The 12,020-nt window shown below is 69.9% G+C and carries 11 protein-coding genes; 4 read left to right on the plus strand and 7 right to left on the minus strand.

Annotated features, from left to right (window positions below):
- The 4 genes from J8847_RS23300 to J8847_RS23315 all read right to left on the minus strand — a co-directional run.
- Positions 1-979: protein-glutamate O-methyltransferase CheR (locus J8847_RS23300; RefSeq protein ID WP_211527070.1), on the minus strand; the 979-nt coding region annotated here is incomplete at its 3' end.
- Positions 966-1,436, minus strand: coding sequence for a chemotaxis protein CheW (locus tag J8847_RS23305; protein ID WP_211527071.1), 471 nt, complete (start codon positions 1,434-1,436; stop codon positions 966-968). The genes J8847_RS23305 and J8847_RS23300, both read right to left, overlap by 14 nt.
- A 329-nt stretch (positions 1,437-1,765) precedes the next feature.
- Positions 1,766-2,398, minus strand: coding sequence for a response regulator transcription factor (locus J8847_RS23310; RefSeq protein ID WP_211527072.1), 633 nt, complete (start codon positions 2,396-2,398; stop codon positions 1,766-1,768).
- Positions 2,395-6,156 carry an ATP-binding protein gene (locus tag J8847_RS23315; RefSeq protein WP_211527073.1) on the minus strand — a complete coding sequence of 1,254 codons (3,762 nt, stop codon included), beginning with the start codon at positions 6,154-6,156 and terminating at the stop codon, positions 2,395-2,397. The genes J8847_RS23310 and J8847_RS23315 overlap by 4 nt, the downstream gene beginning before the upstream one ends.
- Positions 6,157-6,445: 289 nt before the next feature.
- On the opposite strand from J8847_RS23315, the gene J8847_RS23320 reads away from it, so the two are divergent.
- Positions 6,446-7,243, plus strand: a complete 798-nt coding sequence (locus J8847_RS23320; protein ID WP_307727533.1) for a YdiY family protein — start codon at positions 6,446-6,448, stop codon at positions 7,241-7,243.
- Here J8847_RS23320 and J8847_RS23325 read toward each other — a convergent pair.
- From J8847_RS23325 to J8847_RS23335, 3 genes are read right to left on the minus strand one after another with little or no spacing between them, the layout of a single operon-like run.
- Entirely contained in the window at positions 7,231-7,725 is a 495-nt protein-coding gene (locus J8847_RS23325) for a GNAT family N-acetyltransferase (protein WP_211527075.1), read from the minus strand. The two genes, J8847_RS23320 and J8847_RS23325, sit on opposite strands and share 13 nt — an antisense overlap.
- Positions 7,722-9,035, minus strand: coding sequence for an MFS transporter (locus tag J8847_RS23330; RefSeq protein ID WP_211527076.1), 1,314 nt, complete (start codon positions 9,033-9,035; stop codon positions 7,722-7,724). Before J8847_RS23330 ends, J8847_RS23325 begins: the two co-directional genes overlap by 4 nt.
- Positions 9,032-9,355 (minus strand): thioredoxin family protein, encoded by a 324-nt coding sequence (locus tag J8847_RS23335; protein WP_211527077.1) that lies wholly within the window; start codon positions 9,353-9,355, stop codon positions 9,032-9,034. Before J8847_RS23335 ends, J8847_RS23330 begins: the two co-directional genes overlap by 4 nt.
- Before the next feature lie 198 nt (positions 9,356-9,553).
- On the opposite strand from J8847_RS23335, the gene J8847_RS23340 reads away from it, so the two are divergent.
- The 3 genes from J8847_RS23340 (at position 9,554) to J8847_RS23350 (ending at position 11,907) form a co-directional block, all read left to right on the plus strand.
- Positions 9,554-9,733, plus strand: coding sequence for a DUF3606 domain-containing protein (locus tag J8847_RS23340; RefSeq protein ID WP_211527078.1), 180 nt, complete (start codon positions 9,554-9,556; stop codon positions 9,731-9,733).
- 185 nt (positions 9,734-9,918) lie between these two features.
- Positions 9,919-11,046, plus strand: a complete 1,128-nt coding sequence (locus tag J8847_RS23345; protein ID WP_211527079.1) for a mechanosensitive ion channel family protein — start codon at positions 9,919-9,921, stop codon at positions 11,044-11,046.
- Between the two features lie 21 nt (positions 11,047-11,067).
- Complete coding sequence (locus tag J8847_RS23350; protein WP_211527080.1) at positions 11,068-11,907, plus strand: glucose 1-dehydrogenase; 840 nt, start codon at positions 11,068-11,070, stop codon at positions 11,905-11,907.
- The last annotated feature ends 113 nt before the right edge of the window (positions 11,908-12,020 follow it).

The following is a 12,020-nucleotide window of genomic DNA, read 5'->3' on the forward strand; positions in this document are numbered from 1 at the left end:
GGGCCCCCCCCCCGCGGGGGGGGGGGGGGGGGGGGGTTTTTTTTTTTGGGGGGGGGGGGGGGGGGGGTGTGGGGGGGGGGGGGGGGGGCGGGGGGGGGGGGGGGGGGGGGGGGCGCGGCCGGGCACGCGCGGGCGCGGGCACGCCGGCCGCCTTCGCTGTGCTGTCCTTGCGGTACAAGACCGCGTCCGGGTGGAAACGCGGGGTGAAGCCGGCGAACAGCTCGGACGAGGCTTCGCTCGGGTTGACCACCAGCCAGCCGCCTTCGACCAGGCAGTCGCGCAGGCGCGCGACTGCCTCGCGCATCTGGCTGCGCGAGAAGTACATCAGGACATTGCGGCAGAAAATCACGTCCATGGCGGCGGTCTCGGGCGGATACGGCGCCTGGGCCAGGTTCAGCTGGGCGAATCGCACCTGGCGCCGCACCTCCTCGCGCAGCCGGTAATGGCCGGCCTCGGTGCGGCTGAACCAGGCGCTGCGCAGCACCGGCGCGGTGCGGCGGAACGACCATTCACGGTAGATGCCGGCGCGCGCCGTCTCCAGGCTGGCCGGGTTGAGGTCGGTGGCGAGGATGGCGGTGCGCTCGGGCGCCAGCTGGGGCACGTTGATGCGCAGTGCGAGCGCGATGGTGTACGGCTCTTCGCCGGTGGCGCAGCCTGCGCTCCAGACACGCAGGCCGGCCTGCGGATCGGCGGCCAACCTGCCCCTGGCCACTTCGCACAGCAGGTCCAGGCCGCGCGGCTCGCGGAAGAAATAGGTTTCGCCGATGGTCAGGTGGCGCGCGCACAGCGCGGTGCGGGCGGCGTCCCAGGGCCCGTCGGCCAGCCAGGCGGCCAGCGCCCCGGCGCCGGCGAGGCCGGCCTCCGGCGCCATGCGCGCGAAGGCGGCCGGCAGCTCGCCGCGGCGCGCGCCGCTGAAATGCAGCCCGGTCTCGCGCTCGATGCGGCGCACGGCCCGTTCGAAGGTATCATGCGCCGGCATCGGAGCCTCCCATGGGCGCGGCGCCCAATGCTTCGCCCAGCGCGATGCGTTCGTCCTCGAACAGGAAGCGGGACGGCTCGACCACCAGGCACAGGCCATCCTCGAGGCGCACCATGCCGCTCACGTAAGGAGCGGCCCCCACTTCGGCGGGGAACAGGCGCGCGGCATCGCGCTCGCCGATGCCGATGATGCGATCGACCACGACGCCGGCCAGGAAGCCGGACAATTCCGCGATCAGGATCTGCTGGGAAGGATCGAGCGGCGCCGGCGCAAGGCCCAGGCGCCGGCGCACGTCGACCACCGCCACCATCTCGCCGGCCACGTTCAGCACGCCAAGCACGATCGGACCCGCGCCCGGCAAGGGCGCAGGTTCCGCGCTCGGTACGGCGCGCCGTACGCAGTCCAGCGGAAGCCCGAGCCGCTGGCCGCCGCATTCGAATTCGATCAGTCGCATCATGCTGCTTGGGCTCTACGTTGGTACAAGCGCGAGGACAGCCGAAATGACGTTTCCAGCTGCGCATTGACGCAGGACAATTAACGTTAAAATCCTACCCAAGTCCTCGGCGTTACAACACTGTGCCTACCTGGAGTGTGTCGGACCGCGCCTCGCCCAGGGAGCGCATGCGGATTGCATGGATCTTCATAAACGACTGATTTAAAACGATAAAGTCGCTGTAAATATGGACTGGGGCCCAGCCCGAATGTCATATATTTGACAATCCCTGTCGTGAATTTAACGACATAGTTTTGGAGAAATGCGTTGCCGAACAGCAACTCTACTGCCATTTAGCCAACCAAGCCGTGCTGGACCGCGTAACGGATCAGGGCGGCATTCGTATGCAGACCCATCTTCTGGAAGATCCGCAGCCGGTAGGTATTGACGGAACTTACGCTGATGCCCAGTTCGGCCGCCACCTGCTTGATCTGCAAGCCGGAACCGATCAGGGTCAGGATCTCGTTCTCGCGCGCCGTCAGGCGCTCGTGCGGCGCGCCGCCCTCGGGCGCGCGCGCCTCCTCGGCCAGCAGCTCGGCCAGGCGCGGCCCGATGTAGGTGCCGCCTTCCATCACCTTGCGGATCGCCTTGACCAGCTCCTCGGCGGCCATGGTCTTGGTGATGTAGCCCATCGCCCCGGCCTTCAGGGCCGGCACCGCATAGCGCTCCTCGCCGTACATGCTGAGCATGACGACCCGCTGCTGCGGAAAATGCCTGCGCACCTCGGCCAGCCCTTCCAGTCCGTCATGGCCGGGCAGCGAGATATCGAGCACCAGCACGTCGGGCTGGTGCAGTTCCACCAGCTTCAAGGCCTGTTCCAGGTCGGCCGCCTCGCCGACCACGCGCAGGCCGGCGGCCGAGCGGATGATCTTCTTGACGCCTTCGCGCAGCAGTTCGTGGTCGTCGGCGATGACGAGACTGGTCATGGTCGGAATCCTTTTTCTCTTTTCGAATGCAGGGGAACGCGCACGGACACCAGGGTGCCGCGCGGCGCAAGGGGGCCGGCGAGCAGCTTGCCGTCGACCAGCTCGGCGCGCTCGCGCATGCCCTGCAGGCCGAGCGAGGCGCCGCGGCGCAGCTGGGCGCGCGGGATGCCGACACCGTCGTCGCGCACGCGCAGCACCAGCAGATGGCCGCGCCGCTCCAGGCTGACCCAGACCTTGGTGGCCTGGGCGTGGCGCAGCACATTGGTCATGGCTTCCTGGAGGATGCGCAGCAGCGCCGCCGAGGCCGGGCGCGAGGGATGCGGACGGGCGGGTTCGAAGCTCACGTGACAGGCGATCCGGGTCCGGCGCTCGAAGTCGTGCACGTGCCAGGTGATGGCGGCGTACAGGCCGTGCTCGTCGAGCTCGGGCGCGCGCAGCTCGGTGGCGATCGCGCGCACCAGGCCGATCGCGCGCTCCAGGGTCGCGCTGGCCGAGCCGAGTTCGCCGATGATGGCGCCGCGCACCATCGGCCGGGACTGATCGCGCAGGTCGTCCTCGAGCAGCTTGATGTCGATCTTGGCGGCCGACAGGATCTGGCCGAGCTGGTCGTGCACCTCGCGCGCCAGGGCCTTGCGCTCGTTCTCGCGCACCGTCTGCAGGCGCTCGTACAGGGTGCGCAGCTCCTGGCGCGCGATCTCGCTCTCGGCTTCGCCGCGCTTGCGGGCGGTGATGTCGCGGGCGATCGTGACGAAGCAGCGGTCGCCCTGCCACAGCGGTGCGATCAGGGACACGAAGTGGGCCACCCACAGCCTGCGCCCGTCCGGGCAGCGGTAGCGCACCTCTTCCTCGAAGGAATCGGCCTCGCCCGCCAGCAGGCGCTCGCGGCCGGCGTGCAGGCGCTCCATGCCCGCCGGCTCGATCCAGTCCTGCAGCGAGCGCTCGCGCACGCTGGCCGCATCCAGGCCCACCAGGTCCGCATACGCGGCGTTGGCGTGCACGATGCGGCCGCTGCGGTCGCTCAGCGCGATGCCCCCGGGCGCGCGGTCGAACACCGCCCCCAGCAGGCCGCTGGCCGCGCGCAGCTGCTCGGTGCGCTCCGCCACCCGCCGTTCCAGCTCGGCGTGCGCTTCGCGCTGGGCCTCTTCGGCCAGCTTGCGCCCGGTGATGTCGGTGGCGAACAGCAGCACCCCGTGCGGCGCTGGGTAACAGCGCACTTCGTACCAGCGGTGCGCCTCGCGGTCGAGGTGCTCGACGGCGGACGTGTCGCGCGCCCCGACCGCGTCGCGCACGGCCCGCTCCAGGGGGCTGCCGGGCAGGCAGGGAATCAGCTCGCCCAGCGGGACGCCGACCGCCGCCGCCTTGGGCCTCCCGGCCGCGGCGGCGTCGTTCAGGGCCACCACACGCAGTTCGCGGTCGAGGCTGACGACGATGTCGCGGGTGCCGTCCAGCACCGTGGCCAGGTCGTGGCGCAAGCCGGCGATTTCGCGCCGCAGCGCGGTTTCCCGCTCGAAGGCGGCGCGCCGCACGCGCGCCATCTGCACGTGCGAGCGCACCCGCGCGCTCAGTTCGCGCCCGCTGAAGGGCTTGGCGATGAAGTCGTCGGCGCCGGCGTCGAGCGCTTCCAGGCGCGCTTCCTCGTCGGAACGCGCCGACAACACCAGCAGCGGCACCGCGCCCGCCACCTGGTCGCGCCGGATACGGCGCACCAGGTCCAGGCCGCCGGCGCCGGGCAGCATCGCATCGACCAGGACCAGGTCGGGCGCGGCGCCGCGCAAGGCCGCCAGCGCGGCCTCGGCGCCCGCGACCGAGGACACCGCGCAGCTGTCGCGCAGCAGGCGCGCCACATAGCGCACCACGTCTTCGTCGCGCTCGACCACCAGCACCCGCGCGCCCTGCCTGGCCTCGGTCCGGCCCAGCGCGGCCGGCGCCCCCTCGATCTCGTAGCGCTCCAGTTCGTCGCGGAACTGGGCGCGCCGCATCACCTGGGCCTGCGGCCGGGGCGGCTGGCGCATGGCCCCGCCCGGCGCCGGACGCCGCCAGGGAACGCGCACCGTGAAGCGGCTGCCCATGCCGCGCCGGCTTTCGAGGGCCACGTCGCCGCCGTGCAGGCGCGCCAGCTCGCGCACCAGGGCCAGGCCGACGCCGCCGCCGTCTCCGCCGGCGGCCTCCGCACTGCGGCTGCGGTAGAAGCGCCCGAACACGCGCGCGGTTTCCTCTTCCTCGATGCCGATGCCGGTGTCCGCCACCTCCAGCTCGATCCAGCTCCCGCCTCCGCCCAGGCGCACCGCGATGCCGCCTTCACGGGTGAACTTGAAGGCGTTCGACAGCAGGTTGAAGACGATCTTCTCCCACATGTCGCGGTCCAGCATCGCCTGGCCCGGCTCCAGGGTGCTCGTGACCGTCAGGCGCAGCCCCGCCGCCTCGACCGGCGCGCGGAACAGGGCCGCGATCTCGGCCGTCGCGACCGAAGGGTCGACCGGTTCGAGCACCAGCGGCAAGGTGCCGGCCTCGATGCGGGCGAAATCGAGCAGGGAGCTGACCAGCTTGTTCAGGCGGCGCGCGTTGCGGTCGGCCATCTCCACCGCTTCGCGCACTTCCGGCGCCAAAGGCGCGCCTTGCCCGTCCAGCAGCGCGCCCAGCGGGCCGAGGACCAGGGTGAGCGGCGTGCGCAGCTCATGGCTGGCGCCGGCGAAGAAATGGGAACGGCTGCGCTCCAGCTCGGCCATGGCGGCGATGCGCTCGCGTTCGGCGACGTCGGCCTCGGCCACCGCGACCGCGTGGGCGACATGGCCGCCGACCTGGTCGAAGAAGGCGCGGTAGGCGGCGTCCAGCTGCCGGCGCGGGTTGACCCCGACCAGCAGCACCCCGCCGGGCGCATCCTGGCCGCCCGGTCGAAACGGTATCGCCAGCATCTGGCGCGGCGCTTCCGGCCAGGGGCCGCTGACGCCGAGCGCCTCGACCGCGCGCGCGGCATCCATCAGCACCGGTTCGCCGCTCTCGATCGCGAGCGCCGCCAGTCCGGCCAGGGTCGCCGCCGAGGCGGCGGGCAGCTGCTCGCCAAGGTACCCGGTGGCGAACAGGCAGCCCAGGCGCCCGCCGGCGCCGGCGCGCAGCAGCGCGGTGAACGGCAGGTCGCGACGGTTGAAGTCGAGCGCTTCGCGCACGCGCATCAGCAGGTCGTCGCTGCGCCGTCCGCGCGCTACCGCGGTAGCCAGGTCGGACACGGTGCGCTGGCGGCGCTCGGCCAGCACCCGTTCGGTGGTTTCCATGAAGGCGATGAAAACGCCCCCGACCGTTCCCCGCGCGCTGACGATGGGACTGTACGAGAAGGTGAGATAGGCTTCGACCAGTTGTCCATACGGGTCGATCGGCAGCTCCAGGTCGTCGTTGCGCACGGCCAGGCCGGTGCGCAGCACGGATTCGAGCATGGGTTGCAGTGTCGGCCAGGCGTCCGGCCAGACGTCCATCACGCGCTGGCCCATGGCCCAGGGATGCTTGTTGCCGAACACGCTGACGGCGGCGTCGTTATAAACGTAGACCAATTCCGGGCCCCACGCGATCGCCAGCGGGAACTGCGAGCTTAGGCAGATGCCGGCGGCCGCGCGCAGCTCGTCGGGCCAGGCCGACGGCGGCCCGAGGGGCGTGCTGCGCCAGTCTTTGTCGCCGGCGACGCCGGGCAGGCGCGAAAACCCGGGCAAGGGTTCGGACATGGAATCGGACAACTGCATGGGCGCCGTTCCATCCTGTGGGGTGATCATGGCGATTGGACAATCCTCGAGGCGTCGGCGAGCCCAATGCCGCCGTCCGAACTTCTGTAACAATTCTACCGATTGCAACCGAGCAATTGCAAATTCTTTGACCGTAAATACGCCACATTTCACACTTTACGGGATACTTCGACCTGCTCCAAAGCATCGCATCGCGCTGCCTTTGGGATACAATGTCGCTGATTTGCCGCGGCTCCGGCCGCGGCGCCTGTTCACCATTGAGGGCCGGAAGGCTCGCCGCGTTGCCGAATGCCGCAATGCGGCCTCCGCACAGATGCCGATGAAATCACTCCCGATCTTTGTGTCTCTCCTGGCCGTGCATGCCATGGCCGCCGCCGCTCCCGACCTGCCCGATGTCGGCAACGTCCACGCGCCGCTGACCGTCGTCAAGCCCGCCGAACTGCCGGACGGCGCCTGGTTCACGTCGGCGGAGCTGGGCGCGATCTCGACTTCCGGCAACACCACCGGCACCTCGGTGACCGGCAAGATCGACGCCAGCCACGAGACGCCCTCGTGGCGCCATGAGTTCGTCCTGAGCGGCTTCTTCAAGGAAGACGAGTACGAGGACGAGGACGGCAACCGCCAGAGCAGCCGCACGGCCGAGCGCTACGCGGTGTCGGCCAAGGCCTCGCGCAAGCTGGTCGGCGCCGGCCGCCGCGCCTTCGTGCTGGGCTCGCACGTCAACGACCGCTTCGGCGCCTACACCCGCTATTCGACCATCGGTATCGGCCACGGCTCGCGCTGGCTGGACGCCGCCGACAAGACCCTCGACGTGGAGATCGGTCCCGGCTATTTCACGGGCGAGCGCGCCACCGGCGAGGACGAGAACGGCATGACGGTGCGCGGCGCGGCCCAGTTCCGCTGGCGCGTCAGCCCCTCGGCCTTCTTCGCCCAGACCGTCAGCGTCGAGAAAGGCACCTCGAACACCCACTCGGTGTCCGAGACCTCGCTCAGCACCAAGATCAACGACACCATGCAGATGAAGGCCGGTTTCAGCGTGCGCAACGATACCAGCGTGCCGACCGATAAGAAGAACACCGATACCCAGACCTCGCTGACGATGGTCTATTCCTTCTGAGGGGCCCGCCAGCGCAGTTCCCGGCTGGCGCCCTCGTCATGCAAGGCCTGGAAGCCCAGGCCCGCGTACAGGCTGCGCGCCCCGGCATTGTCGGCGCGCACCCGCAAGGCCAGCGCCTGGCCGCCCTCCCCGGCTTCTTCCTGCAAGGCCAGCAGCACGCTGCGCGCATGGCCGCGCCGGCGCGCCCGCGGCGCGATCGAGAGATCGACCACGCGCAGTTCGCCCGGCCTGCGGTCGAGCACCAGGCGGCCGACCGGGCCTTGCACGTCTTCCACGATCCACTCCTCCGCCTGCGGGCAGGCCCGGGCATAGGCTTCGCGCTGCAACGCCTGCTGGTAGCGCGCGATGCCCTCGACCACGGCGCGCGGCACCGGCAGCGCGCCCAGGTCGGGCCGGGTCGACAGGTAAAGCGCCGCCAGGAAGTCCGCGTCGCCCGGACCCGGGACGCGCGCGGACAAGCCGGCGAAGCCGCGCGCGCTCAAGGCGGCGCGGGCTGGGCCGGGGCCTGGCCGGATGGCTGCGAACCCGCCAGCACCAGGGCCAGCAAGCTGAGCAGCGCCGCGGCGCTCAGGTAGTAGCCGACGTACTCGAGGCCGTAATTGGTGGCCAGCCAGGTCGCCACGTAGGGCGCCAGCGACGCGCCCAGGATGCCCGCGAAGTTGAAGGTGAGCGAGGCGCCCGTGTAGCGGACTTCAGCCGGGAACAGCTCGGCCAGCAGGGTCCCGAGCGGCCCGTAGGTAAAGCCGACCAGGCACATGCCCAGCACCATGAACACGCCGGCCGACAGCAAGGTCCCGGCGCCGAACAGCGGCCCGTAGAGCAGGCCGAAGGCGGCGATCCCCGCGCTGACCAGCATCATCGCAGTGCGCCGGCCGTGGCGGTCCGCCAGCAGGGCCGAAGGCGGAATGGTGAGCGCGAAGAACACTACCGCGAACAGCTGCAGCAGCAGGAACTGCTGGCGCGAGAAGCCCAGCTTTGTCGTGCCCCAGCTCAGCGCGAACACCGTCATCAGGTAGAACACCACGAAGGTGGCGAGCGCGATCAGGGTGCCCAGCACCAGGGCGCGGCCGTGCTGCGCGAACACGGCCACCGCCGGCATCCGCACCCGCTCGTTACGGTCGAGCACCTTCTGGAAGTCCGGCGTTTCCGTGATCTTCAGGCGCACATAGAGGCCGACGATGACCAGCAGCGCGCTGGCCAGGAAGGGAACGCGCCAGCCCCAGCTGAAGAATTCCGCGTCGCTCAGCACTTCACCCAGCAGCAGGAAGGTGCCGCCGGACAGGAAGAAGCCGATCGGCGCGCCCAGCTGCGGGAACATGCCGTACCAGGCGCGCTTGCCCGGCGGCGCGTTCTCGGTGGCGAGCAGCACCGCCCCGCCCCACTCGCCGCCCAGGCCCAGGCCCTGGCCGAAGCGGCACAGGGCCAGCAGCAGCGGCGCCAAGGTGCCGATCGCGGCATAGGTCGGCAGCAGGCCGATCAGGACCGTGGACAGGCCCATGGTCAGCAGCGCCGCGACCAGGGTGGCCTTGCGCCCGATGCGGTCGCCGAAGTGGCCGAACACGGCCGAACCCACCGGGCGCGCGAAGAAAGCGATGGCGAAGGTGGCCAGCGACTGCAGGGTGGCCGCGGCCGGGTCGGCCGCCGGGAAGAACAGGCGCGGGAAGACCAGCACCGCGGCCGTGGCGTAGATGTAGAAGTCGTAGAACTCGATGGTGGTGCCGATCAGGCTGGCGAACAGGACGGTGCGCGGTTTGTTGGCGGGCGCGGGTGCCTTGCTTGCAGCCAGGCTCATGCGTTGCCCGCCTGGGCCAGGGCCATGCGCACCTCGTCGGCCGTATCCGGGCGCACCACGCGCGCCACTTCCTGGCCGTCCTTCAGGACCACGACGGTTGGCCACAGCTTGATGCGGAAGGAGCGGCCCAGCGGGCGGCCGGGTCCGTCCTCGACGCGGACGTGGCGCGCGGACGGATAGTCGGCCAGCGCCTGGTCGATGGCCGGCTCGGCGGCGCGGCAGTAGCCGCACCAGTTGGCGCCGAAATCCAGGGCGACGATACCGGGCGTCGCATCGATGGCGCTGCGTTCGGGCTGGGCGGTTTGGTAGGGTGCAGCCATGGTGTCCTCCTCGTTCTTGCTTTAGTGATACTTAGCGATAGTGTAAGCCTACCTCAAAACGGGCCGGCTGGCATGCGCCGACCCTCCCGGTGGTCCGGGCGCCCAAGCAAAAAGCGGTCCGAGCGTGAAACACCGAACGGAAGACCTGGGCGCACGCTGGCACTCTGGCGCCAGACTCATGATGAAAAGGAGGCAATTATGTCTGACAATCTGAAAGACAATGGCCCGCAGGACCGTGCCCGCATCAATGTGCACGAGGAATGGGAAGTACGCCACTGGACCGAAGCGCTGGGCGTGAGCCGCGAAGAGCTGGAACGCGCCGTGCAGCAGGTCGGCACCAGTGCCGAGGCCGTGCGCCAGCACCTCGCCCGCCGTTGATTCGTTACGCGGGCATTGCGCCCGGGTTCCTTGCCCCGGCCGGCCGCGGCTGATCCGCGGCCGCGCTTCCATCCCGCGGCCGCGCGCGTGGCGCCGCTGCCGGCGCCCGCCCTCTCTTGTTGCCTGCCGTCCGGCGCCTGTCGAGCTGGCGCCGGCGTCGCAGGCATTCCGGAAAGGAGTCCAGTTTGCGTATTTCCGCCTTCATCGCTTCCCTCGACATTTCTCCCGCCAATGCCCTGTTCGCGCTGGGCGCCGCCATCCTCAGCTTCTTCGCGATGCATGGCGTGCTGCTGCTGGTGCGCAAGCGCCTGTCCCGCCTGAGCGAGGAGCGCGCGCACCGGCCGGTCGCCGAAGTCCTCAGCCGGACCCTGGCCCGCACCAGCACCCTGGCCATCTTCGTCACCTCGATCCTGATCGGCCTCTCGGTGCTCGACCTGCCGCCGCCCTGGAACACCCGCCTCGGCCACCTGTGGTTCTTCACCCTCGGTATCCAGCTGGCGCTCTACCTGCACCGCGCGATCCGGGTCGGCGCGCGCCGCTACTTCCGCGCCCACAGCCACGGCCGCGAAGACGAACAGGTCACGGTCGCCCATACCCTGGTGATCTGGGTGCTGCAGACCAGCGTGTGGGCGATCTTCATGCTGGCCCTGCTGTCCAACCTCGGCATCAACGTCACCACCTTCGTCGCCAGCCTGGGCATCGGCGGCATCGCGATCGCGCTGGCGGTGCAGAACATCCTGGGCGACCTGTTCGCCTCGCTGTCGATCGCGGTCGACAAGCCTTTCGAGGTGGGCGACTCGATCTCGGTCAACAATTTTTCCGGCACGGTCGAACACGTGGGCCTCAAGACCACGCGCATCCGCGCCCTGGGCGGCGAGCAGATCGTGATCGCGAACGCCGAGCTCTTGCGCAATACCGTGTTCAACTACCGGCGCATGAGCACCCGCCGCATCCAGTTCACACTGCGCGCCAGTCCCGCCACGCCGCCCGAGCTGGCGGCGCGCGTGCCCCAGGCGCTGGGTGAACTGATCGGCAAGCACGAAAAGCTGCGCTTCGACCGCGCCCACCTCAAGACGGTCGACCAGAACTGGATCGAGTACGAGGTGGTCTACACCATGCTCGACACCGACTACAACCTCTACATGGACACGCAGCAGGCGATCAACCTGGACGCCATGCGCATGTTCGCGGAGCTGGGCATCTCGACGGCTCCCAGGCCGCAGCACCTGTTGCTGCAGGAATTGCAGGGCCAGCCCGCGCCCGCCGGACACGCCGGCGTGCGGCCGGCGCAAACGCGCATGCGCACGTCCTGAACCTTCACCACGGAGTGAACCATGAACCAGCCGAAGCAGCAGCAAGAGCCGCCGGGCGTCGAAGGCGCCCTCAACCCGCCGGCCGACCACGGCGAGTCCAGCTACCGCGGCAGCGGACGCCTGCGGGACAAGGCGACCGTGATCACGGGGGGCGACAGCGGCATCGGCCGCGCCGTCGCACTGGCCTATGCGCGCGAAGGCGCGGACGTCCTGATCGCCTACCTGAACGAGCACGAGGATGCGCAGGAGACCGCGCGCCTGGTGGGGGAAGCCGGCCGCAAGGCTGTCCTGATGGCGGGCGACCTGGCCGATCCGGCCCACTGCCGCGCCATCGTCGACAAGGCGGTGGCCGAATTCGGCCGCATCGACGTCCTGGTCAACAACGCCGCCTTCCAGATGAGCCACGATTCGCTGGAGGAGATCCCGGACGAGGAATGGGACTACACCTTCAAGGTCAACATCACTGCGATGTTCCACCTTTGCAAGGCGGCGGTGAAGCACATGGCGCCGGGCTCGTCCATCATCAACACCAGCTCGGTCAACTCGGACAATCCCAAGCCGACCCTGCTGGCCTATGCCACCACCAAAGGCGCCATTGCGAACTTCACGGCGGGCCTGGCCCAGCTGCTGGCCGAGAAAGGCATTCGGGCGAACTCGGTGGCGCCGGGGCCGATCTGGACGCCGCTGATTCCGTCCACCATGCCGCCCGACCAGGTCGAATCCTTCGGCCAGCAGGTGCCGATGAAGCGGCCCGGCCAGCCGAAGGAAGTGGCGCCGGTTTACGTGATGCTGGCCTCCGATGAAGCCAGCTATATCTCGGGTGCGCGGATCGCGGTTACCGGAGGAACCCCGATCCTGTAAGCCTCCCTGGCGGTTTAGTTGCGGCCGCCGGAGACCTGGCCCGAGACTTGGCCCGACCCCGTGCCGTTCGCGCCGCCCTTCGCACCGTCCTGGCCGGCGCTGCCGCCGACCGA

Origin of the sequence: Massilia sp. AB1 (assembly GCF_018119385.1) — a bacterium.
Lineage (GTDB): Bacteria > Pseudomonadota > Gammaproteobacteria > Burkholderiales > Burkholderiaceae_D > Telluria.

Bases quoted from the DNA above. Each gene is read 5' to 3' on its own strand.
- J8847_RS23340 (WP_211527078.1), top strand. From the start codon at position 9,554: ATGTCTGACAATCTGAAAGACAATGGCCCGCAGGACCGTGCCCGCATC.
- J8847_RS23330 (WP_211527076.1), bottom strand. From the start codon at position 9,035: ATGAGCCTGGCTGCAAGCAAGGCACCCGCGCCCGCCAACAAACCGCGC.
- J8847_RS23320 (WP_307727533.1), top strand. From the start codon at position 6,446: ATGAAATCACTCCCGATCTTTGTGTCTCTCCTGGCCGTGCATGCCATG.
- J8847_RS23350 (WP_211527080.1), top strand. From the start codon at position 11,068: ATGAACCAGCCGAAGCAGCAGCAAGAGCCGCCGGGCGTCGAAGGCGCC.
- J8847_RS23315 (WP_211527073.1), bottom strand. From the start codon at position 6,156: ATGATCACCCCACAGGATGGAACGGCGCCCATGCAGTTGTCCGATTCC.
- J8847_RS23310 (WP_211527072.1), bottom strand. From the start codon at position 2,398: ATGACCAGTCTCGTCATCGCCGACGACCACGAACTGCTGCGCGAAGGC.
- J8847_RS23335 (WP_211527077.1), bottom strand. From the start codon at position 9,355: ATGGCTGCACCCTACCAAACCGCCCAGCCCGAACGCAGCGCCATCGAT.
- J8847_RS23305 (WP_211527071.1), bottom strand. From the start codon at position 1,436: ATGATGCGACTGATCGAATTCGAATGCGGCGGCCAGCGGCTCGGGCTT.